Below are 21,859 nucleotides of genomic sequence, written 5' to 3'. Positions count from 1 at the left end.
GTCGGGGTGCGGGTCAGTCGGCGGTGCGCGACCGGGCCGCAGGGTCGGGACGGGCGTCAGTGGCCAGGGCCAGGAAGCGGGCGGCCAGCGCCTGTCCCGCGGCGGCGGGCCCGCCGCCGTCCTCGCCGTCGCGCGCGATCACGAGCACGGTGTCGTCGCCCGCGATGGTGCCGAGGACCGCCGGCAGGACGGAGTGGTCGATCGCGGAGGCGAGGAACTGCGCGGCGCCCGGCGGGGTGCGCAGCACGACGAGGTTGCCCGACGCCTCGGCGGTGACGAGCAGCTCGGCGCACAGGCGGGCGAGACGGGCGGCGAGCATCTCCTCGTCGACGCCCGACGTGGCGGTGCGCAGGCCCCCCTCGGCGGGCACCGCGTAGGCGAGCGCGCCGGACGGCGTGCGGACCTTGACCGCGCCGAGCTCGACGAGGTCGCGCGAGAGCGTCGCCTGGGTGACGGACACGCCCTCGGCCGCGAGCAGCTCGGCGAGCTGCTGCTGGGAGTGCACCGTGCCGCGCGTGAGCAGCGACGCGACGAGCGCCTGCCGCGCCGCCTTCGTCGCCGGGACGGTCGAGGGTCCGGACGCGACGGTCACGACCGCTCCAGGAGCCACGTGAGCAGCGCCTTCTGGGCGTGCAGGCGGAACTCCGCCTCGTCCCACACGACCGACTGCGGGCCGTCGAGCACGTCGGAGGTGATCTCCTTGCCCCGGTACGCGGGCAGGCAGTGCAGGACGAGCGCGTCGGGCGCGGCGAGCGCGAGTGCGGCGGCGTCGACGCGGAACGGCACGAACGGCGTCTCGCGCTCGGTCGCCTCGCCCTCCTGCCCCATCGAGACCCACGTGTCGGTCGCGACGACGTCCGCGCCGGTCACGGCCTCGGCGAGCGAGCCGACGACCGTGACGGAGCCGCCCGTGCGCTCCGCGACGGCCGCCGCGTCGGCCAGGACCCGCGGGTCGGGGCGGTAGCCGTCGGGCGAGCCGACCCGCACGTGCAGGCCGGCCGTCGCCCCGCCCAGCAGGTACGAGTGCGCCATGTTGTTCGCGCCGTCGCCCACGTAGGCCAGCGTCTGCCCGGCGAGGCGGCCGACGCCACCCCGGTGCAGCGCGACGGTCGCGAGGTCGGCGAGGATCTGGCACGGGTGGAACAGGTCGGTGAGCGCGTTGACGACGGGGACACCGCCGAACTGCGCCATCTCCTCGAGCCGCTCCTGCGCGTACGTGCGCCACACCACCGCGGCGACCTGGCGACCCAGCACGCGCGCCGTGTCGGCCACGGACTCGCGCACGCCGATCTGCGCGAGCGAGCCCTCGACGAGGAGCGGGTACCCGCCGAGCTCGGCGATGCCCGCGGTGAACGACACCTGCGTGCGCAGCGTCGGCTTGTCGAAGATGACCGCGACCGCACGCGGCCCGGCGAGCGGGCGGCGCACGTAGCGGTCGTCGCGGAACGCGAGCGCGAGCTCGAGGACCTCGCGCTGCTCGGCGGGGGTCAGGTCGTCGTCGCGCAGGAAGTGCCGGGTCACGCGTCCTCCCCGAGGTCGGCGGGCAGCGCGCCCAGGAAGTCGACGAACGTGCCGGCCTGCTCGTCGGTGAGGACGAACGGCGGGGCGAGGCGCAGGGTCGTCGGCGTGCACGGGTTGACGACGAAGCCGGCGTCGAGCGCGCGCGCGGCGACCTGCGGCGCGACGGCCGCGGTCAGCTCGATCGCGACGAGCAGGCCCTCGCCGCGGACCCCCGCGACGAGCGGGTGGCCGAGCCGGGCGACCCGCTCGCGCAGCGCGGCGCCGGTGGTCGTGACGTGCGCCAGGAGCCCGTCGCGCTCGATCACCGCGATGGTCGCCAGCGCGGCCGCCGCGGCGACCGGGTTGCCGCCGAACGTGGTGCCGTGCTGGCCACGGCCGAGGAGCGACGCGGTGCGCTCGCCGTAGGCCACGAGCGCGCCGACGGGGAAGCCGCCGCCCAGCCCCTTGGCGAGCGTCACGGCGTCGGGCACGATCCCGCCGCCGACGTACGGCAGGTGGTGCGCGAGCCACGTGCCCGTGCGGCCCATCCCGGTCTGCACCTCGTCGAGGACCAGCAGCGCACCGTGCTCGGCCGTGAGCCGTCGGGCCAGCGCGAGGTAGCCGGGCGGCAGCGGCCGCACGCCCGCCTCGCCCTGGATCGGCTCGACGAACAGCGCCGCGACACGCTCCCCCGCGCCGTCGGCGAACGCGGCCTCGAGCGCCGCGGTGTCACCGAACGGCAGGAACTCGACGCCGCCGGGCAGCGGCTCGAACGGCTCGCGGTAGGCGGCCTTGTGCGTGAGCGCGAGCGCACCCATCGAGCGGCCGTGGAACGCGCCCTCGAGCGCGAGCACCCGCGGGCGCTCGGGGCCGCCGTTGCGACGGGCCAGCTTGAACGCCGCCTCGTTGGCCTCCGTGCCGGAGTTCGTGAGGAACACGCGCGAGCCGGCGGGCGCCTGGGTGACCTGCAGCAGGCGCTCCGCGAACGCGATCTGTGTCGGGCTCGCGAAGAAGTTCGAGATGTGGCCGAGCGTGCCGAGCTGCGCGCTGATCGCGGCGGTCAGCGTGGGGTGCGCGTGGCCGAGGGAGTTCACGGCGATGCCACCGAGCAGGTCGAGGTAGCGCCGGCCGTCGGCGTCCCACACGTACGGGCCCTCGCCGCGCACCAGCACGCGCTGCGGCGCGCCGAACGTGTCCATGAGCGCGTGCGTGTAGCGCTCGGTCCACTGCGCGACGGAACCGTCCGTCGCGGCGACCGGCAGGGTCGCGTCGGGCGCGGTCGCGGCCCGGTGCCGGGCGGCGGAGGGCGGCGTCACGTCGGTGCTCATGCGGGGACCTCCGGGGTGGGCCGGACGGCCGGCACGGGGGCGGTGAACGGGGCGTCGGCGGGCTCCTCGTCGGGCAGCACCATGGTGCCGACGCCGTCGGACGTGAAGACCTCGACGAGGATCGAGTGCGGGGCCCGGCCGTCGATGACGTGGGCGCGACCCACGCCGCCCTCGACGGCGCGCCAGCACGCCTCCATCTTCGGGCGCATGCCGGAGTCGAGGCCCGGGAGCAGCTCGGCGAGCTGCGACGCGCGCAGGCGGCGCACGAGCGACGTGCGGTCCGGCCAGCTCGTGTACAGCCCCTCGACGTCCGTCAGGACGATGAGCTTGCGCGCGCCCAGCGCGACCGCGAGCGCCGCCGCCGCCGTGTCCGCGTTGACGTTGAGCACCTGGGTCGGGTCCTCGATGTCCGGGGCCACGGTGGACACGACCGGGATGCGGCCCGCGTCGAGCAGGTCCTGCACGGCGCCGGGGTTCACCTGGACGACGTCACCCACGAGGCCGACGTCGACGTGCTCGCCGTCGACGACCGCGGTGCGCCGGCGCGCCTGGAACAGGGCACCGTCCTCGCCGGACAGACCGACCGCGTGCGGGCCGTGCGCGTTGAGCAGGCCCACGAGCTCGCGCGAGACCTGGCCCGTCAGGACCATCCGGACGACGTCCATGGCCTCGGGCGTCGTCACGCGCAGCCCGCCGCGGAACTCCGACTCGATGCCGAGCCGGTCGAGCATCGCGTTGATCTGCGGGCCGCCGCCGTGCACCACGACCGGCCGCAGGCCGACCTGGTGCAGGAACACCATGTCCTCGGCGAACGCACGCTTGAGGCGGTCGTCGATCATCGCGTTGCCGCCGTACTTGACGACGACGAGCGCGCCGTTGAACTTCTGCAGCCAGGGCAGGGCCTCGATGAGGACCTCCGCCTTCTGGTCGGGCCGCAGGTCCGTGCGGGTGTCGAAGACGAAGTCGTCGGGGACGTGGCTCATGTGGAGTACGCGCTGTTCTCGTGGACGTAGTCGTGCGTGAGGTCGTTGGTCCAGATCGTCGCCGTCTCGGTGCCCGCGTGCAGGTCGACCAGCACGTGCACCTCGCGCGCGCTCGCGAGGTCGACGTCGGTGCGGGGGGCGTGCGCGCCGCCCGCCCGGCACACCTGGACGCCGTTGATGCTCACGTCGAGCAGCTCGGGGTCGAACGCGGCGACCGACTCGGGCACCGTGCCGACCTGCGCGAGCACGCGGCCCCAGTTGGGGTCGTTGCCGAAGATCGCGGCCTTGAACAGGTTCGACCGGGCGACGGCGCGGCCGACCGCCACGGCGGCGTCCTCGGTCTCGGCGTTGGTCACGGTGATCGCGATGTCGTGCGTCGCGCCCTCGGCGTCGGCGACGAGCTGCCGCGCGAGCTGCGCGCAGACGGCGGTGAGCGCCGCGCCGAAGCCGGCGGGGTCCGGGGTCGCACCGCTGGCTCCGGAGACGAGCAGGGCGACCGTGTCGGACGTGGACATGCAGCCGTCGGAGTCGACGCGGTCGAACGTCTGCGCGGTGGCCGCCCGCAGCGCGTCGTGCGCGGTCGCGGCGTCGACCACCGCGTCGGTGGTGAGGACGCAGAGCATCGTCGCGAGGCCCGGCGCGAGCATGCCCGCCCCCTTGGCCATGCCGCCGACCGTGAACGTGCCGAAGTCGCCGGGGATCGTGACGTGCGCAGTCTTGGCGACCGTGTCCGTCGTCATGATCGACACCGCCGCGTCGGGCCCGCCGTCCGGGCTCAGCGCGTCCGCCGCGACGTCGACGCCCGCGAGCAGGACGTCGATCGGCAGGCGCTCGCCGATGAGGCCGGTCGACGCGACGACGACGTCGCCCGCCGAGATCCCGAGCACGTCGGCGACCTTCTCGGCGGTCCGGTGCACGTCGGCGAACCCGTCCGGGCCGGTGCACACGTTCGCGCCGCCCGAGTTGAGGACGACGGCGGACACCGTGCTGTCGGCGACGACCTGCCGCGACCACACGACGGGCGCGCCGACGACGCGGTTGGTCGTGAACACGGCGGTGCCGACCTGCAGCGGGCCGTCGTTGACGACGAGCGCGAGGTCGGGGCGGCCCGAGGCCTTGAGCCCGGCGGTGACCCCGGCGGCGCGGAAGCCCGCGGCGGCGGTCACACCCGGCGAGGGCGTCCCGAGGGTGTCCGTGGCGGTCTGGCTCATCAGGGTGCGACTCCGTCCGTGGGCAGGCCGAGCGTCTCGGGGAGGCCGAGCGCGACGTTGAGCGACTGCAGGGCGCCGCCGGCGGTGCCCTTGACGAGGTTGTCGAGCGCGGTGACGGTGACGACCCGGCCGGCCCGCGCGTCGACGGCGACCTGGACGAGCGCCGTGTTCGCCCCGACCGTGGCCGCCGTGGAGGGCCACTCGCCCTCGGGGAGCAGGTGGACGAACGGCTCGTCGGCGTAGGCGGCCTCCCACGCGGCGCGCACGGCGGCGGGGTCGGTGCCCTCGACGAGCCGCGCGGTGGTCGTCGCGAGGATGCCCCGGGCCATCGGCACGAGGGCCGGGGTGAACGACAGGGTCACGTCGGCAGCGCCCGCGGCCCGTAGGTTCTGCACGATCTCGGGGATGTGCCGGTGCGTGCCGCCGACGGCGTACGGCTGCGCGGAGCCGAGGCCCTCGCTCGCGAGGAGATGGGTCTTGAGGGTCCGGCCCGCGCCGGAGTACCCGACCGCGAGGACGGCGACGACGTCGCGCGGCTCGACGACGCCGGCCGCGATCCCCGGCTGGAGCCCGAGCGTGACGGCCGTGACGTTGCAGCCCGGCACGGCGATGCGGCGGGCGGACGCGAGCGCCTCGCGCTGCGCGGCGGCGGTCATCTCGCCCGCGTGCAGCAGCTCGGGCAGGCCGTACGGCCAGGTGCCCGCGTGGGCGCTGCCGTAGTACGCCTCCCACGCGGCGGGGTCGACGAGCCGGTGGTCCGCGCCGAGGTCGACCACGACCGCGCCGTCGCCCCGCTCGGCGAGCTGCGCGGCGACCGCACCGCTGGCCCCGTGCGGCAGTGCGAGGACGACGACGTCGTGGCCCGCGAGCGCCTCGACGTCCGTCGGCGCGAGCACGCGGTCGGCCAGGGAACGCAGGTGCGGGTGCAGCCCGCCGAGCCGGGAGCCCGCGTTGGAGTGGGCCGTGAGGGCGCCGATCTCGGCCTCGGGGTGCCCGAGCAGCACCCGGAGCATCTCGCCCCCGGCGTACCCGCTGGCTCCCGCGACCGCCACGCTGAACGTCATGTGCATGAACATACACGGTGCTGCACGAAGATACGTGCGGGTTTCCGGGATGACGCGCGTCGCACCGCGCGTTGCGCCCAGCGTGCACGCCATCGTCGCCACCGCCGCGGGCGGTCCCGAGGTCCTCGAGCTCCGCGAGCTGCCCGACCCGACGCCCGGCCCCGCCGAGGTCGTCGTCCGGGTCGCCGCCGCGGGCGTCAACTTCATCGACACCTACCGGCGCAGCGGCCTGTACCGCGTGCCCTACCCGCACGTCGTGGGGTCGGAGGGCAGCGGCGAGGTCGTCACCGTGGGCGCGGACGTCACGCTCGTCGCCCCCGGCGACCGCGTCGCGTGGGCGTCGTCGGACGGTGCCTACGCCGAGCTCGCCGTCGTCGCCGAGCGCGACCTCCTGGTCGTCCCCGAGGGCGTCGACGACCGCGTCGCCGCGGCGCTCCCCCTGCAGGGCCTGACCGCGCACTACCTCGTCACGTCGACCTTCCCCGTCGCGCCGGGCCACGACGTCCTCGTGCACGCGGCCGCCGGCGGAGTCGGCCTGCTGCTCACGCAGCTCGCGGCCCAGCGCGGCGCCCGCGTGGTCGCGACCGTCGGCACGGCCGAGAAGGAGCGGCTCGCCCGGGAGGCGGGCGCCGCGGACGTCGTCCGCTACCGCGAGCTCGACGACCTCACCAGGGAGCTCCCCGCCCTCGTGCGCGACCTCACCGGAGGGCGCGGCGTGCACGCCGTCTTCGACTCCGTCGGCAAGGACACGTTCGACGCCTCGCTCGCGTCGCTCGCGCGCCGCGGGACGCTCGTGCTGTTCGGCGCCTCGTCAGGTCCCGTGCCACCGGTCGACCCGCAGCGGCTCAACTCCGGCGGGTCCCTGTTCCTCACGCGCCCCACGCTCGGCGACCACACCGCCACGCGCGACGAGCTGACCTGGCGTGCGGGCGAGCTCTTCGACGCCGTGCGCGGCGGCACGCTCGACGTGCGCGTCGGCGCCACCTACCCGCTGGCCGACGCGGCCGACGCCCACCGCGCGCTCGAGTCGCGCGCCACCACCGGAAAGGTCCTGATCCTCCCGTGAGCAGCACCACCCCCACCGACCTCACCCGCGACACCGAGGCCGGCGCCGGTCCGCGCACGCTGCACGTCGAGGTCTGGTCCGACATCGCCTGCCCCTGGTGCTACATCGGCAAGCGGCGGTTCGCCCGCGCGCTCGACGCGTTCGCGCACCGGGAGCACGTCCGCGTCACCTGGCGGTCCTACGAGCTGTCGCCGAGCGCCCCCACGGGTCCCGGCCGCCCCGAGATCGACGCGCTCGTCGAGCACAAGGGTCTGCGTGCCGACCAGGTGCGCGAGATGTTCGCGCACGTCACCGCCGTGGCGGCGGGCGAGGACCTGGCGTACGACTTCGAGCGCGCCCTGTCCTTCAACACGTTCGACGCGCACCGGCTCGTGCACGTCGCGGCCAAGGTCGGCGGCGCGGCGCTCGCCGACGCCCTGGTCGAGACGCTCTTCTCCGCCCACTTCGAGCACGGCCGCGACCTCGGCACCGCCGACACGCTCGTCGAGCTCGCCCGCACGGCCGGGTTCGGTGCCGCAGGGCTCGACGACGAGGCGGTGCGGGCGGTGCTCGACGGCGACCGCGCCGCCGACGCCGTGCGGGCCGACGAGGCGCAGGCGCGCATGCTCGGCGTCCAGGGCGTGCCCTTCGTCGTCGTCGACCGCCGCGTCGCCGTGTCCGGCGCCCAGCCCGCCGAGGTGTTCACGCAGCTGCTCGAGACGGCGTGGCGGGAGGCGAACCCGCTCACGGTGCTCACGGGCACGGACGGCGACGCGAGCACCTGCACCGACGACTCCTGCGCTATCTGACGCACCTGGGCGGTCGCGTGGTGGGCGGCGTTCCGCGGGCGCCGTCGTCGGGCCTAGGGTCACGCCCATGACCACCACGCCCGACGACGTGCGCCCCGCCCCCCGGACCGAGCCCCTGGGCGTCACCGTCCCCTCGACGGTCCCGACGCACTGGTACAACCTCGCGGCCGACCTGCCCGAGCCGTGCCCGCCCGCGCTGCACCCCGGCACGCGCGAGCCGCTCACCCCCGACGACCTCGCCCCGCTCTTCCCGATGGCGCTCATCGCGCAGGAGGTGAGCACCGAGCGCTGGGTCGAGATCCCGCAGACGGTGCGCGAGCTGTACGCGCTGTGGCGGCCGTCGCCGCTCGTGCGCGCGGTGCGGCTCGAGCGCGCGCTGGGCACGCCGGCGCGCATCTACTACAAGTACGAGGGCGTGAGCCCGGTCGGCTCGCACAAGCCGAACACGGCTGTCGCGCAGGCGTACTACAACGCGGTCGAAGGCATCACGAAGCTCACCACCGAGACCGGCGCCGGGCAGTGGGGCGCGTCGCTGTCGATGGCGTGCGCGCTGCTCGGGCTGCGGTGCGAGGTGTGGCAGGTGCGCGCGTCCTACGACTCCAAGCCGTACCGGCGCATGCAGATGGAGACGTACGGCGGCGTGTGCCACTCCTCGCCGTCGGAGCTCACCGCCGCGGGCCGGGCCATCCTCGCGTCCGACCCGGAGACGACCGGGTCGCTCGGCATGGCGATCAGCGAGGCCGTCGAGGCCGCCGCGACCGACCCCGCCGCGCACTACGCGCTCGGCTCCGTGCTCAACCACGTGCTCCTGCACCAGTCCGTCATCGGGCAGGAGGCGCTCGCGCAGCTCGACGAGATCGGCGAGGGCGCCGACGTCGTGTTCGGCTGCGCGGGCGGCGGGTCCAACCTCGGCGGGCTCGCGTTCCCGTTCCTCGGCCGCAACCTGCGCGAGGGGACGACGACGCGCGTCGTCGCGTGCGAGCCGGCCGCGTGCCCGTCGATGACGCAGGGCGAGTACCGGTACGACTTCGGCGACGTGGCGGGCCTGACCCCGCTGCTCAAGATGCACACGCTCGGAAAGGACTTCGTGCCGCCGCCCATCCACGCGGGCGGCCTGCGCTACCACGGCATGGCGCCGATGGTGTCGCACGCCTACGAGCTCGGGCTCATGAGCGCGATCGCCGTCGAGCAGGGGGACGCCTTCGCCGCGGGCATCGAGTTCGCCCGCGCCGAGGGGATCATCCCCGCGCCCGAGTCGACGCACGCCGTCGCCGGGGCCATCGCGCACGCACGCGCCGCGACCGAGCCGGAGACGATCGTCATCGGCCTGTCGGGCAACGGCATCCTCGACCTGCCCGCGTACCACCAGTACCTCTGACCGCCCGGTGCCGGGGCGCCCCTCACGAGCGCCCCGGCCCCGGCCGTCATCCCACGGCGAGCGCGTCGGCCTCCCGCACGTCGGCCCCCGCCGGTGCACCGCCCGGCCCTCCGGCGGCGACCGCGACCTGCCCGAAGAACGCGACCTCGTGCCGGCACGACGTCACGAACGCGGCCGTCATGCGGGCACGCGTCGCGGGGTCGACGTGCGACGCCGCGTCGTCCGCCAGCCGGCAGGCGTGCGCCGCGTGGTCGGTGAACGGCGCGGAGCCGTACGTGGCCACCCAGTCGCGGTACGGGTGGCCCGGGACGGCGTCCGCGAGCGCGAGCAGCCGCGTGCCGACCTCGGCGTACAGCCAGTAGCAGGGCAGGACCGCCGCCACGACCTCGGCGTAGGAGCCGTGCGCGGATACCGCCGCGAGGTGGTCGACGTAGGCGGTCGTGACCGCCGACGCGGGCGTCGACGGACGCACGGCTGCCCGGGCCAGGTAGGACTCGTGCAGGCCGCGCTCGACCGCGAGGCACGAGTGCGCGCCGCGCGCGAAGAACTCCTGCGCCTCACCGGTCGGCGCGAGCTGCGCCGCACGGGCCAGCACGCGCGAGTACGCCGTGAGGTAGAGCGCGTCCTGGTGGAGCTGCTCGGCGAACGGCGCGAACGGCAGCGTGCCGTCGGCGAGCGCGGCGACCAGCGGCGAGGCGAGCGAGTCCCGGCACGCGTCCGCGAGGGCGGGCGCGACGTCGTCCGTGAACGACGGCAGGCCGAGCGTCGGCAGGTGGTGCAGGTGGTCGACCGGGCCGTGCCCGGACCCGACCTGCAGCGCCGCACCCGCGGCGATCGCGCCGCCGAGCCAGCGCTTCGCGTCCCGGGCCGCGCGCGCCCAGTCGGGACGCCGCGGGCGCAGGGCCGCGAGCGCCGCCGACAGCGAGCAGCCCGTGCCGTGCGTGCTCGTGGTCGCGACCCGCGCACCGGGGAGCTCGACGACGGACGTCGCGTCCACGAGCGCGTCGGGGCTCGCGTCGCCGCCCAGGTGCCCGCCCTTGACCAGGACCGCCACGCCCGTCGTCCGGGCGAGCCGGCCCGCCTGCGCCAACGCCTCCTGCCACGTGGCCGCCCGGGGCTCGTCCGCGAGGACCGCCAGCTCGGGCAGGTTCGGCGTCACCACGTCGGCGAGCGGGAGCAGGTCGCGCACGGCCGCGACGGCGTCGGCGTCGAGCAGGCGGTCGCCGCTGGTCGCGACCATCACGGGGTCGAGCACGACGTGCGGCGGCCGGTGCTCGGCGAGCCACGCCCGCACGGTCCGGGCGACGTCGGCCGTCGCGAGCATGCCGATCTTCATCGCGTCGACCGTCACGTCGTCGGAGACCGCGTCGAGCTGCGCGCGCAGGAAGGCGACGTCGGGCACGACGCTGGACCGCACCCCGTGGGTGTTCTGCGCGACGAGCGCCGTGACGACCGCCATGCCGTACGCGCCGTGCGCCGCGAACGACTTGAGGTCCGCCTGCACGCCGGCGCCCCCGGTCGGGTCGGTGCCGGCGACCGTCAGGACGCGCGGGCGCGACGGCGCGCTCATCGGGACGCCCCCGTCGCGACGGCGCCCACGACCGGCGCGGGCGTCGGTCCCCAGGCGTCGACGAGGTCCTGGGCTGCCCTCGTCGGGTCGGCGGCAGCGCACACCGCGGACACGACCGCGAGCCCGTGCGCGCCCGTCTGCCGCACCGCCCCCGCGTCCGCGACGCCCAGCCCGCCGATCGCGACGACGGGCAGCGTCGTGGCCGCGACCGCGGCGCGCAGCCCGTCGAGGCCCAGCGGTGGCCCGGCGTCGGGCTTGGTGGGTGTCCCGCGCACCGGGCCGCTGCCGACGTAGTCGACGAGCCCCGCGTCCACCCGGGCGAGCTCGGCGGGAGTGGCCGCCGACACACCGACGACCGCGTCGGGGCCGAGGAGGCGCCGCACGTCGGCCACGTCGAGGTCGGACTGGCCCACGTGCACGCCGTCCACCTCGACGCCGCGCGCCCGGACCACGAGCGCGACGTCGACCCGGTCGTCCACGAGCAACGTCGCGCCGCTCCCCCGCACCGCCTGCGCGACCTCGACCGTCAGCGCGACCAGGTCGCGCACGGGCGCGCGCTTGGCGCGCACCTGCAGCACGCGCACGCCCGCGTCGACCGCGGCGCGCGCGACGTCGGCCGGGCGGCGCGCGGCTGCCGCGCACGTGTCCGCGTCGAGCACGAGGTAGGCCCCGCCGGGCAGCGCGCTCACGCCGCGACCTGCACCGTCTGCACGCGCGCGGCCGCCAGCACGCGCCGGGCCAGGTCGTCGGGGGACGTCGTGTGCAGGTGGTCCACGAGCGCGACCGCGAAGGACGCCGGGCCCGCCGCGCCGACCGCGGCACGCTCACCGGCGACGCCGACGAGCGTCGACGCGGCGACCGCCGCCACCAGCGGCTCGGTCACGGCGGCGAACGCCGCCACCAGGCCGCCCAGCGCGCAGCCCGCGCCCGTCACGAGCGTCAGCCAGGGGTGCCCGACCGCGAGCCGGACCTCGTGCCGGCCGTCCGTCACGAGGTCGACGGCGCCCGAGACCGCCACGACGGTGCCGTGCCGCCGCGCGACCTCGACCGCCGCGTCCCGCGCCGCGTCCACCGCGTCGGTCGCGTCGACGCCGCGCCCGGCGGACGCGCGGCCCGCCAGGGCACGGACCTCGCTCGCGTTGCCGCGCACGACCGCCGGCGACGCGGCGACCAGCCGCGCGGCCAGGCGCGTGCGGACCGACAGCACCCCGACGGCGACGGGGTCCAGGACCCAGGGCGTGCGGGCCCCTGCCGCCGCGGCGACGGTCGGCTCGACGCACGCCCGCTGGTCGGGCCCGGGCGTCCCGAGGTTGACGAGCAGCGCGCCGGCGACGCCGACGAGCTCCTCCGCCTCGCCCGGCACCGCAGCCATGGCCGGCGACGCCCCGACCGCGAGCAGGCTGCTCGCGACGAGGTTCGTCGTCACCTCGTTCGTCAGGCACTGGACGAGCGGCGTCGCGGCGCGCAGCTGCGTGAGCGCCTCGGCGGCGGCCTCCGCGAGCGCGAGCACGCCGTCCGTGTCGGGGTCGGGGGGCGGCAGTGCTCGCCCGTGGTCGTGCGGAAGTGCGGGAGCAGACGTCATCGCAGTGACATCCCTTCGCTAGTACGAACTAGATCAGGTTCAGCGGGTGTGATCTCAGCCCCTCGCCCGAAGGCGGTGCGGGGCACCCCGTGTCAGTGCGCACAGGCTACCGAGGACGGCGACGGCCGGTCGGCCCACCGTTCATCAGGTGGACCGACCGGCCGTCGCCGAGGTGCTGCGGCGCTCGCGCGCGGCGTCAGGCGGACGCGCGCCAGGAGGCCGTCGGCTGCGGGCTCGGACGGTGCTCGAAGCAGGCGACGCGCTCGTCCGGGTCGACCCAGCCGGGCACGGCGGGCTGCGGCTCGGGCGGCGTGGCGGCGCCGGGGGTGTGCCGCGGCGCACGCCACGGGACCGGCCCGTAGAGGACGGCTCGCGGGAGGGGACGGCGGTCGGTGCGCGACACATCGGTCATATCACCAAGAGTCGCCGGTCCTCCGAACCGGGCACATGGGACCAAGGGACCATGCCGGCGGGAGTGCGGGCCTCCGCTTCCGCGAGCGGGGTGCGGCGACGCCGGCACGACGACGGCCCGTCCGGGCGCCCTGGGGAGGGCGTCCGGACGGGCCGTGCGGCCTGCGTCGGACCGTCAGAGCGTCAGCGCGTCACGCGGACCGTCACCGGTGTGCTCGTGCTCGACGCGACGTTCGGGTCGGACGGCACGAACGTCGCCGTGTAGGTGTGCGTACCCACGGTGGCGTCGCGCGGCACGGTGCCGATCGCGACCCCCAGGACGACCGTGTGCGTGCTCACCACGGTCGCACCCTCCCGGATCTCGACCGTCCCGGCCGGGATCCGCAGGTTGTCCTGCACGACCCCCGCGACGAGGAACGTCGGGAGGATCGAGCCCTGCCGCTGCGTGCTGCGCGAGGCGAGCAGCCCCGTCCGGGTGCCGACCTGCTCGACCGTCACGGTCACCGGGTCGGACTGCGACCCCGCCACCTCGTCGGTGCCGGCCCAGCGGGCCACGACCTCGTAGGTGCCCGCCGGCGTGCTCGCCGGCAGCGTGAACGTCGCGGTGCCCTTCTTCTTCAGGGTCGCCGTGCCGAGCACGGTGTCGCCGCTGACGAACTCGACCGTGCCGGAGACGTCGGCCTCCGACGTGACCGTCGCCGTGAGCGTGACCTTCGCCTTGCCGTACACCTGCGTGGTCGGCTTGGCGGTCAGGGTCGTGGTCGACGGGACGAGCCCCTGCTCGACCGTGAGCGGCAGCGTCACCGTGGTGCCGCTGGGGCTCGCGACGAGCGTCAGGACGTGCTCACCCGGCGCGGTGCCCGCCGGCACGGTCACGGCCACGTCGGCGGCCCCGCCCGTCACCGTCGCGGTGCCGATCGACACGTCGTCGAGCCGCACGTCGAGGCTGGTGTTGAGGGGCGAGCCGAGGCTCGTCAGGTCCAGCCCCGTGACTGCGAACGCCAGGCCCGCGCCCGCCTCGACCGTCGTGGGGACGTCGGCCAGGCCGACGGCCTGCCGGGCGAAGTCCGGCGACAGGTTCGGGTGCGCCTGCAGGTAGGCGATCCACGCGTCCCGGTCGATGAGTCCCGAGTCGGCCGTGTCCGCGCCGTCCTCGAAGACCCGGAAGTTGTCGCCGCCCTGCGCGAGGAACGAGAACGTCCCGACGCGGTACTCGGCGTCGAGGTCGAGCGGCGCACCGTTCACCGTGACCGACGTGATGTGCGACCCGAGGGCCGCCGCGGGGTCGTAGGTGTACGTGACGTTCGACGACAGCCCGAGCTGCAGGTAGGGCCGGCTCGGGATGGTCCCGTCCCGGTTGGTCTGCCACTGCTGCTCCAGCATCGTCTTCACCTGGGCGCCCGTGAGGGTCGTGGTCCAGAGGTTGTTGACGAACGGCAGGACCGCGTTGGCCTCGGCGTAGGTGATGACGCCGTCGGGCGCGAAGAACAGCTCGTTGCGCAGGCCGCCGGGGTTGACGACGCCGATGTCGGCACCGCCGCGCTCGGGCGACGAGAGCGTGTCGAGCAGCGAGTTGGCCACCAGGCCGCCGAGCGTCGACTCCTTGGACCGGTCGTCGCGACCTGCGGTGGGCAGCGGGCCCGAGCCGACGTAGACGCCGTTCACGTAGGAGCCGCCGGAGAACGCGGTCGTGATGTCCGCGGTCACCGAGCCGACCGGCTGGTTGCCGACGACGGCCGCGTACGCGAGGGCGTCGGCGACGATCTGGTTCACCGCCGCGACGCGCGGGTAGGTGCTGATGAGCGTCGCGTCGGCCTCCGTGGTCCGCGGCACGTTGGACTGCGTGTGCGCCGTGACCTGGTCGCTCTCGGGGTCGTACGTGAGCACGACCTTGCCGAGGAACTCGCCGTACGACCCGGTCTGGACGATCGGCCGCGTGCGCTGGGCGTCGCCCGGGACGGGCCCCTCCCACGCGTACTGCTTGTGGGTGTGGCCGGTGAAGATCGCGTCGACCTCGGCCGACGTGTCCTCGACGATCGCCGCGAACGCGCCGCCCTCGGCGATCTCCTCCTCGAGCGTCGCGCCGTCGGGCGTGCCCGCGCCGGCGCCCTCGTGGTACTCGGCGACGAGCACGTCCGCCTCGCCGTTCGACGCGTCACCGTCGGTGAGCTGCGTCGCGACGCGGTTCACGGCCGCGACCGGGTCGCCGAAGTCGAGCTTCTCGATGCCCGCGGGCGTGACGAGCGTCGGGGTCTCCTCGGTGACGGCGCCGATGACGCCGACCGTGACCCCGCCCATCTCGAGCAGCGTGTACTCCGGCAGCGCCGGCGTCGTCGTCCCCTTGAGGTAGACGTTCGCCCCGAGGTAGTCGAAGTCGGCCTCGGGCACCACCCGGTCCGTGAGGTCCGCGAAGCCGCGGTCGAACTCGTGGTTGCCGACCGCGGAGGCGGCGAGCTCGAGCGCGTCCAGCACGTCGATCGTCGGCTGGTCGTCGGCGACGGCCGACGCGAACAGCGACGCGCCGATGTTGTCGCCGGCCGACAGGAACGCGACCGGACCCGGGGCCGCGGCACGCTCCTTCTCGACCGTCCCGGCGAACTTCACCGTGTTGGCGTCGATCCGGCCGTGGAAGTCGTTGATGTTGAGGAACGTGAGGTCGACGGGTCCCGGGGTCGCACCCGCGGTCAGGCCGACCACCACCGGGTCGTGGTCCGAGGACCGGTACACGTCGTCGGCGTAGAAGAGGGTGCCGTGGTAGTTGTACCGGCTGTACTCCAGCGCGATGGACTCCTCGGCGTTGATCTCCCACACGTCCGCGCCGGTGGCGCGGGCGAGCGCCGCCTCGTTGAGCAGCACGTGGTCGAGCGACCCCGACAGGCCGGAGAACGTGTACGACCACTGCCCGGGGGCGAGCTGCTGGACGGCGTCGACGTAGCCGGCGTCGTAGAGCACCTGCAGCGGGTCCTCGCGCGTGTAGGCGTTGAAGTCACCGACGAGCGCGACGGCCTCGGTGTCGCCCTGGATCGTCGGGACCCAGTCGCGCAGCGCCGTGGCCTGCCGGACGCGCGACTCGTTGGACGCGCCCTGGCCGTCACCGGCGTCCGCGTCGCCCGGCCACGGACCCGCCGAGCCCTTGGACTTGAGGTGGTTGACGACGACGAGGACGGGCTCGCCGCCCCCGACGGGCGTGAACGCCTGGGCGATCGGCTCACGCGCGTTGGCGAACGCCTGGCCGTCCGCGCTCTGGGAGCCGAGCGCCCGCGCGTCACCGGTGCGCTCGACCGCCGCCGTGCGGTAGATCAGCGCGTTCGTGATGGAGTCCTGCAGCGCCACGTCGGGCAGGTCGACGGACGACGGCACGAACGCCCACGTCCCGGCACCGGCCTGCGCGTTGAGCGCCGCGACGAGCGTGCCGAGCGCCTCGTCGGCGACGCCGTCGACGACCGCGGAGTTCTCGATCTCGAGCAGTCCGACGACGTCGGCGTCGAGCGCGTTGATCGCCGCGACGATCTTCGCCTGCTGCCGCGCGAGGTCCTCGGGGTCCCAGGCACCACGCGGGTCGCAGCCCTCGTCGACCGTGACGGGGTCGCCCGTGCGGTCGCGGTACGGCACGCACCCGGCGGTGTCGGCGCCGAGGGTCGTGAAGTAGTTGAGCACGTTGAAGGACGCGACCTGCACGTCCCCGCCGACGTCGGTCGGCGACGCCGTGCGGTCGTTCTCGAACGTCGCCGGCGCGGTCCCGCCCGCCACGTACTGGCTGGTCGGGTTGAGCTTCCACGCGTTGTTCCGGTAGTCGACGACCACGGGCGCCGTGAACGTCACGGCGGCGCCGACCCGGACCGGGTTCGTCAGCGAGACGTACGGCGGGGTCTGGGACTGGTTGGCGGCCGACAGGAAGTTCGTCGTCGCGCCGTCGTCGAGCACGACGCCGCGCGCCGCGTTGTCGGTCGCCGCCGCGGCGGCCTCCGGCGAGCCGGGGCGACCGACCTCGGTCGGCTGGATCAGCGGCGTGGTGCCGGCCGCGAGGCCCACCTCGCCGTACTGGTTGGTCGAGAAGGTGTTGGCGACGGTGAAGGCGCCGGTCGGCTGCAGCAGCATCGACTCGATCGCCTCGCGGGCGTCGGCCGTCGTCGGCCAGGCACCGGTGAGCGGGGTGACCGAGGCGGGCTCGGCGAGCTTCTCCAGGCCGCCCGCGGCCACCGTGATCTCGGTCAGCCCGTTGAACTCGGTGACGGCGCCCGTGACCTTGACGTGGTCGCCGATCGCGACGGAGCCGACCGTCGCCGAGGAGAAGACGAAGATCGCGTCCGACGCGGTCCGCGCGGGGTCGATCGCACCGCCGGTGCCGGCGGTCTGGATGACGTAGCCGTTGAAGCCGCCGGTCGGGTACGTCGCGGTGACGACGCCCGTCGTCGTGACGTTCGTGCCCTGCAGCGGCGACGCGGCGCCCGTGCCCTGGATCTCGGCGATCGTGCGCTCGCCGGCGCCCGGGTCGGTGCCACCGGCCGCGGACTTCTGCGGCGTCGGCGCGCCGGCGGTGAAGTCCGCGGCGTTGCTCGCCGTGTTCGCGTGGGTCGCGCTGCGCGACACCGACGCCGTGTTGGACGCAGCAGGTGCCGGGCCGGTTCCTGCGAAGTCGTTCGCGGTCGTGCCGTAGCCGACGAAGTCGACGACCGCGGCCTGGTCGGAGCAGTCGGCCCCGCACCCGGCGAGCGCCGTCGACGTGGAGGTCAGCGCGACCTTCCCGGCGGACGCCCCCATGAGGATCGCGCCGTCCACGTCGACCTCGACCGCAGCACCGTTGGCACCCGCACCCTGCCCGACGAGCAGGTACCCGCCGGCCTTCACGGTCGTGCCCGGCGCGAGGACGGTGGCCTGCCAGCTCGTCCCGGCCGCGGACGCGTACTGCACCGCCCAGCCGCCCACGGCGACGTCGGCGGCGCCCGGGTTGTACAGCTCGACGAAGTCCCGGTTGAACGGGGCGCCGGAGTTGCCCCCGCCGCCGTACACCTCGTTGATGACCACGGCCGCGGTGGGCGACGGGGCGGCCTGCGCCGCACCCGCTGCCGCCACCGTGCCGACCAGGGTCAGCGCGAGGGCTGCGAGGCCCCCGGTTGTCGATCTCACTCCACCGTGCACGGCGGGCTCTCCTTCGTCGGGGGGCGCACAGAGTTCTGGCCCGCCCGTGGGCGGACCGCCCTCACTCTCACCGTTCGTCCGTTTCACGGCAACTACCCACCGGTAACCGTTTGGTGAACTCGTCCCACGTCCTACGACTCGCGGCGCCCCCGGGCACGGACGAGGCCCGCGACCACCGGGGTCGCGGGCCTCGTCATGCGGACGCTCGGCGGCGTCAGCCGCGCAGCGTCGCCCCGAACCGGCGCTGCGCCTCGGCGACGACGGACTCACGGACGCCCGCCGTCTCCTGCGCGGTGAGCGTGCGGTCCGCGGCACGCAGCCGCAGCGAGAACGCGAGCGACCGCGTGCCGTCCGGCACCTGGTCGCCGACGTACACGTCGAACAGCCGCACGTCCTCGGCGACGTCGCCCGCCGGGCTCGCGGACGCACCCGTCCGGACCGCGTCGAGCACCTCCGAGGCCGGCACGTGCGCCGGGACGACGAGCGCGACGTCCTCCTTGGCGACGGGGAACCCGGAGACCGGCTGCGCCTGCAGCGGCTCGCGCGACGCGGCCGCGAGCAGCACGTCGAGATCGACCTCGAACGCGCCCGCGCGCGCGGGCAGCCCGTGCGCGGCGACGACGTTCGGGTGCAGCTCGCCCGCGTGCCCGACGAGCGTGCCGTCGGTCGTCGTCAGGCGCGCGCACCGGCCCGGGTGCCACGGCTGGTGGTCGGCGTCGGCCGTCACGACGAGCTCGACCCCCACCACGTCGGCGACGCGACGCGCAGCGGCGATCGCGTCGGTGTGGTCGCCGCGTCGGCCGCTCCCCCACCACCCGGCGGGCTCGACCGCCCCGGCGAGCACGCCGGCCACGCGGCGCGGCTGCGCCGGCACGGCGGCGTCGAGCGCCGCGAGCTGGTCGTCCGTGGGTCGCACGCCGCCCGGGAGCCGCGGCGCGGCCGCAGCATCCGCCGCGGGACGGGTCACGAGACCGATCTCGAACACCGCGACGTCGGTCAGGCCACGACCGACGTTGCGCCGGGCCGCGTCGAGCAGCGTCACCAGCAGGTTCGTCCGCAGGAACGCGTGCGACTCCGCGAGCGGGTTGACCAGGCGGGCGGCGCGCCGACGCTCGTCGTCCGCGGGCAGCCCGAGCGCGTCGAGCTGCTCCGTGGACACGAACGGGTAGGTGAGCACCTCGACGAAGCCGGCCTCCGCGAGCGAACGTGCGACCGCGCGACGCAGGCGCTGGCCCGTCGTGAGCCCGCGACCCGTCGGGGCGGGCGGCACCGTCGACGGGATCTGGTCGTAGCCGCGCAGGCGCGCGACCTCCTCGACCAGGTCGACCGGCACCGCGAGGTCGGGCCGCCAGGACGGCACCCGGACGGTCACCGTCTCGTCGTCCGCGTCCGTGATCTCGGCGCCGATCTGCTCGAGCGTGTCGCGCACCTCCTGCGGCGGGTACGGCACGCCGACGAGCCGCCCCGGCAGGTCCAGCGGGAGCGTCACGGACGGCGGCGGCGACGTGCGGTCCACGTCGGTGAGCGCGTCGTCGGGCGTGCCGCCGCCGTGCTCGACGAGCAGCTCGACGACGCGTGCCACCGCCACGCGCGGCAGCTGCGGGTCGACGCCCCGCTCGAAGCGCTTCGCGGCCTCGCTCGACAGCCGGTGCCGGCGCGACGTCCGCGCGACGCTCACGGGGTCGAAGTGCGCGGCCTCGACGAGCAGGTCCGTCGTCTCCGGCCCGACCTCCGACTCCCCGCCACCCATCACGCCCGCCAGGCCGAGCACGCGCGACGCACGCACCCCGCCGGGGCTGTCGGTGATCAGCAGGTCCTCGCCGTCCAGCGCGCGGTCGACGCCGTCGAGCGTCACGAGCCGCTCGCCCGGCTGCGCGCGACGCACGACCACCGGCGCGGCGACCTTCGCGAGGTCGTACGCGTGCAGCGGCTGCCCCAGGTCGAGCATGACGTAGTTCGTCACGTCGACCGCGAGGCCGATCGGGCGCATGCCGGCCTGCGTGAGCCGGCGCTGCATCCACTGCGGCGACGGGTCGTTCGCGCGCACGCCGCGCACGACCTGGGCGACGAACCGGTCCGCACCGGGCACGCCGTCGACGGGGGCGTCGTCGTCGAGCTCGACGGCCACGCCCCCCGACGCCGGCGCCTGCTGCTCGGGGGTCGCCAGTCCGCGGTCGGTGAACCGCGCGCCGGTCGAGTGCGCGTACTCGCGGGCCACGCCACGCATCGAGAAGCAGTAGCCCCGGTCCGGGGTCACGTTGATCTCGAGCACCTCGTCCCCGAGCCCGAGCAGCTCGCGCGCGTCCGTGCCCACCGGCACGTCGAGGCCGAGGGTCGACAGCACGATGATCCCGGCGTGGTCCTCGCCGAGGCCGAGCTCGCGCGCGGAGCAGATCATGCCGTCCGACACGTGCCCGTACGTCTTGCGCGACGCGATGGCGAACGGGCCGGGAAGCACGGCACCGGGCAGCGCGACGACGACCTTGTCACCGACGTCGAAGTTGTGCGCGCCGCACACGATGCCGCGGGGCGAGCCACCCGGCTCGTTGTGCTCGGCGCCCACGTCGACCCGGCACCAGTTGATCGTCTTGCCGTTCTTCTGCGGCTCGGGCGTGCGCTCGACGACCTCGCCGACCACGAGCGGGCCCGTCACGGCGGCGGCGTGGATCGCCTCCTCCTCGAGCCCGACGCGCACGAGGTCGGCGGCGAGCTGCTCGGCCGTGAGACCGGCGGGGAGCTCGACGTGGTCGGCGAGCCACGTCAGGGGAACGCGGGGCATCAGATCTCCGTCCCGAACTGCGTGGAGAAGCGCACGTCGCCCTCCACCATGTCGTGCATGTCGGCGATGCCGTGGCGCAGCATCAGGGTCCGCTCGACGCCCATGCCGAACGCGAAGCCGGAGTACACGTCGGGGTCGACGCCGCACGCGCGCAGCACGTTCGGGTTGACCATCCCGCAGCCGCCCCACTCGATCCAGCCGGGCCCGCCCTTCTTCTGCGGGAACCACAGGTCCATCTCGGCGGACGGCTCGGTGAACGGGAAGAACGACGGGCGCAGCCGCGTGCGGGCGTCGGGGCCGAAGATCGTCCGCGCGAAGTGGTCCAGCGTCCCCTTGAGGTGCGCCATCGTCAGGCCCTTGTCGACCGCGAGCCCCTCGACCTGGTGGAACACGGGCGTGTGGGTCGCGTCGAGCGCGTCGGTCCGGAACACCTTGCCCGGGCACGCGATGTAGACCGGCAGCTCCCGCTCGAGCAGCGTGCGCGCCTGCACCGGCGACGTGTGCGTGCGCAGCACCAGCCCGGACGGGTCACCGCCCGGACCCTCGACGAAGAACGTGTCCTGCATCTGCCGCGCCGGGTGGTCGACGCCGAAGTTCAGCGCGTCGAAGTTGAACCACTCGGTCTCGAGCTCTGGGCCCTCGGCGATCTCCCAGCCCATCGCGACGAACATGTCGGCGATGCGCTCCTGGAGCGTCTCGAGCGGGTGGCGGGCGCCGCGCGGGCGCCGGTCGACGGGCAGCGTCACGTCGACCGTCTCCTCGACGAGGACCCGCGCGTCGCGCTCCGCCTCGAGCTGCGTCTGACGCTCGGCCAGCGCCTGCTGGAGCCGCGCGCGGGCGCCGCCGAGCAGCCGACCCGCGACGCCCTTGTCGGCGGGCGCGAGCCCGCCGATCGCACGGTTGGCCAGCGCGACGGGGCTCGTCTCGCCGAGGTGCGCGAGGCGCGCGGCCTTGAGCTGGTCGAGGTCGGCGGCGGCCGCGAACGCCGCGAGCGCGGCCTTCACCGCGAGGTCGACGCCGGCCTCGTCGAGCGGGGACAGGGGTGTGTCGGTCATGCGGA

At 75.3% G+C, this 21,859-nt stretch carries 16 protein-coding genes and 1 riboswitch; of the genes, 3 read left to right on the top strand and 13 right to left on the bottom strand.

Features of this window, described 5'->3' with window-relative positions:
- Positions 1-13: 13 nt before the first annotated feature.
- Genes CELF_RS08380 through argC form a run of 6 tightly spaced genes read right to left on the bottom strand, consistent with a single transcriptional unit; the run spans position 14 to position 6,086 of the window.
- Positions 14-592 carry an arginine repressor gene (locus tag CELF_RS08380; RefSeq protein WP_013770824.1) on the bottom strand — a complete coding sequence of 193 codons (579 nt, stop codon included), beginning with the start codon at positions 590-592 and terminating at the stop codon, positions 14-16.
- Positions 589-1,521, bottom strand: coding sequence for an ornithine carbamoyltransferase (gene argF / locus CELF_RS08375; RefSeq protein WP_013770823.1), 933 nt, complete (start codon positions 1,519-1,521; stop codon positions 589-591). Before argF ends, CELF_RS08380 begins: the two co-directional genes overlap by 4 nt.
- Positions 1,518-2,828 carry an acetylornithine transaminase gene (locus CELF_RS08370; RefSeq protein ID WP_013770822.1) on the bottom strand — a complete coding sequence of 437 codons (1,311 nt, stop codon included), beginning with the start codon at positions 2,826-2,828 and terminating at the stop codon, positions 1,518-1,520. The genes argF and CELF_RS08370 overlap by 4 nt, the downstream gene beginning before the upstream one ends.
- Positions 2,825-3,811: an acetylglutamate kinase gene (gene argB, locus CELF_RS08365; protein WP_013770821.1), complete on the bottom strand. Its 987-nt coding sequence runs from the start codon at positions 3,809-3,811 to the stop codon at positions 2,825-2,827. The genes CELF_RS08370 and argB overlap by 4 nt, the downstream gene beginning before the upstream one ends.
- The gene (argJ, locus tag CELF_RS08360) at positions 3,808-5,022 is read right to left on the bottom strand and encodes a bifunctional glutamate N-acetyltransferase/amino-acid acetyltransferase ArgJ (RefSeq protein ID WP_013770820.1); all 1,215 of its coding nucleotides are present in this window, start codon (positions 5,020-5,022) and stop codon (positions 3,808-3,810) included. The genes argB and argJ overlap by 4 nt, the downstream gene beginning before the upstream one ends.
- Positions 5,022-6,086 (bottom strand): N-acetyl-gamma-glutamyl-phosphate reductase, encoded by a 1,065-nt coding sequence (gene argC, locus CELF_RS08355; RefSeq protein ID WP_197722529.1) that lies wholly within the window; start codon positions 6,084-6,086, stop codon positions 5,022-5,024. The genes argJ and argC overlap by 1 nt, the downstream gene beginning before the upstream one ends.
- 49 nt (positions 6,087-6,135) lie before the next feature.
- On the opposite strand from argC, the gene CELF_RS08350 reads away from it, so the two are divergent.
- The 3 genes from CELF_RS08350 (at position 6,136) to CELF_RS08340 (ending at position 9,318) form a co-directional block, all read left to right on the top strand.
- Complete coding sequence (locus CELF_RS08350; RefSeq protein ID WP_013770818.1) at positions 6,136-7,152, top strand: quinone oxidoreductase family protein; 1,017 nt, start codon at positions 6,136-6,138, stop codon at positions 7,150-7,152.
- The gene (locus CELF_RS08345; protein ID WP_013770817.1) at positions 7,149-7,940 is read left to right on the top strand and encodes a DsbA family oxidoreductase; all 792 of its coding nucleotides are present in this window, start codon (positions 7,149-7,151) and stop codon (positions 7,938-7,940) included. Before CELF_RS08350 ends, CELF_RS08345 begins: the two co-directional genes overlap by 4 nt.
- A 67-nt stretch (positions 7,941-8,007) precedes the next feature.
- Positions 8,008-9,318: a TrpB-like pyridoxal phosphate-dependent enzyme gene (locus CELF_RS08340; protein WP_013770816.1), complete on the top strand. Its 1,311-nt coding sequence runs from the start codon at positions 8,008-8,010 to the stop codon at positions 9,316-9,318.
- A 46-nt stretch (positions 9,319-9,364) separates the two neighbouring features.
- On the opposite strand, the gene CELF_RS08335 is transcribed toward CELF_RS08340, so the two are convergent.
- The 7 genes from CELF_RS08335 to pheS form a co-directional block, all read right to left on the bottom strand.
- Positions 9,365-10,888, bottom strand: coding sequence for a bifunctional hydroxymethylpyrimidine kinase/phosphomethylpyrimidine kinase (locus CELF_RS08335; RefSeq protein WP_013770815.1), 1,524 nt, complete (start codon positions 10,886-10,888; stop codon positions 9,365-9,367).
- A complete protein-coding gene (gene thiE, locus CELF_RS08330) occupies positions 10,885-11,577 on the bottom strand; it encodes a thiamine phosphate synthase (protein WP_013770814.1) in 693 nt (230 codons plus the stop codon). The genes CELF_RS08335 and thiE overlap by 4 nt, the downstream gene beginning before the upstream one ends.
- Positions 11,574-12,470 carry a hydroxyethylthiazole kinase gene (gene thiM, locus CELF_RS08325; RefSeq protein WP_083835706.1) on the bottom strand — a complete coding sequence of 299 codons (897 nt, stop codon included), beginning with the start codon at positions 12,468-12,470 and terminating at the stop codon, positions 11,574-11,576. Before thiM ends, thiE begins: the two co-directional genes overlap by 4 nt.
- Positions 12,464-12,570, bottom strand: a riboswitch (TPP riboswitch). (Overlaps the previous gene by 7 nt.)
- A gap of 96 nt (positions 12,571-12,666) precedes the next feature.
- Positions 12,667-12,882 carry a hypothetical protein gene (locus CELF_RS08320; protein ID WP_013770812.1) on the bottom strand — a complete coding sequence of 72 codons (216 nt, stop codon included), beginning with the start codon at positions 12,880-12,882 and terminating at the stop codon, positions 12,667-12,669.
- A 182-nt stretch (positions 12,883-13,064) separates the two neighbouring features.
- Positions 13,065-18,020: an ExeM/NucH family extracellular endonuclease gene (locus CELF_RS08315; protein ID WP_013770811.1), complete on the bottom strand. Its 4,956-nt coding sequence runs from the start codon at positions 18,018-18,020 to the stop codon at positions 13,065-13,067.
- A gap of 214 nt (positions 18,021-18,234) precedes the next feature.
- A complete protein-coding gene (gene pheT / locus CELF_RS08310) occupies positions 18,235-20,799 on the bottom strand; it encodes a phenylalanine--tRNA ligase subunit beta (RefSeq protein WP_013770810.1) in 2,565 nt (854 codons plus the stop codon).
- Entirely contained in the window at positions 20,799-21,854 is a 1,056-nt protein-coding gene (gene pheS / locus CELF_RS08305; protein ID WP_013770809.1) for a phenylalanine--tRNA ligase subunit alpha, read from the bottom strand. Before pheS ends, pheT begins: the two co-directional genes overlap by 1 nt.
- Between the last annotated feature and the right edge of the window lie 5 nt (positions 21,855-21,859).

This window comes from Cellulomonas fimi ATCC 484, from assembly GCF_000212695.1.
GTDB classification, from domain to species: domain Bacteria; phylum Actinomycetota; class Actinomycetes; order Actinomycetales; family Cellulomonadaceae; genus Cellulomonas; species Cellulomonas fimi.
The sequence above is the reverse complement of the archived record's forward strand: the minus strand, read 5'-3'. Positions and strand labels throughout refer to the sequence as shown.

Bases quoted from the DNA above. Each gene is read 5' to 3' on its own strand.
- CELF_RS08350 (WP_013770818.1), top strand. From the start codon at position 6,136: ATGACGCGCGTCGCACCGCGCGTTGCGCCCAGCGTGCACGCCATCGTC.
- argC (WP_197722529.1), bottom strand. From the start codon at position 6,086: ATGACGTTCAGCGTGGCGGTCGCGGGAGCCAGCGGGTACGCCGGGGGC.
- CELF_RS08370 (WP_013770822.1), bottom strand. From the start codon at position 2,828: ATGAGCACCGACGTGACGCCGCCCTCCGCCGCCCGGCACCGGGCCGCG.
- pheS (WP_013770809.1), bottom strand. From the start codon at position 21,854: ATGACCGACACACCCCTGTCCCCGCTCGACGAGGCCGGCGTCGACCTC.
- CELF_RS08340 (WP_013770816.1), top strand. From the start codon at position 8,008: ATGACCACCACGCCCGACGACGTGCGCCCCGCCCCCCGGACCGAGCCC.
- pheT (WP_013770810.1), bottom strand. From the start codon at position 20,799: ATGCCCCGCGTTCCCCTGACGTGGCTCGCCGACCACGTCGAGCTCCCC.
- argJ (WP_013770820.1), bottom strand. From the start codon at position 5,022: ATGAGCCAGACCGCCACGGACACCCTCGGGACGCCCTCGCCGGGTGTG.
- thiM (WP_083835706.1), bottom strand. From the start codon at position 12,470: ATGACGTCTGCTCCCGCACTTCCGCACGACCACGGGCGAGCACTGCCG.
- argB (WP_013770821.1), bottom strand. From the start codon at position 3,811: ATGAGCCACGTCCCCGACGACTTCGTCTTCGACACCCGCACGGACCTG.
- CELF_RS08335 (WP_013770815.1), bottom strand. From the start codon at position 10,888: ATGAGCGCGCCGTCGCGCCCGCGCGTCCTGACGGTCGCCGGCACCGAC.
- CELF_RS08320 (WP_013770812.1), bottom strand. From the start codon at position 12,882: ATGACCGATGTGTCGCGCACCGACCGCCGTCCCCTCCCGCGAGCCGTC.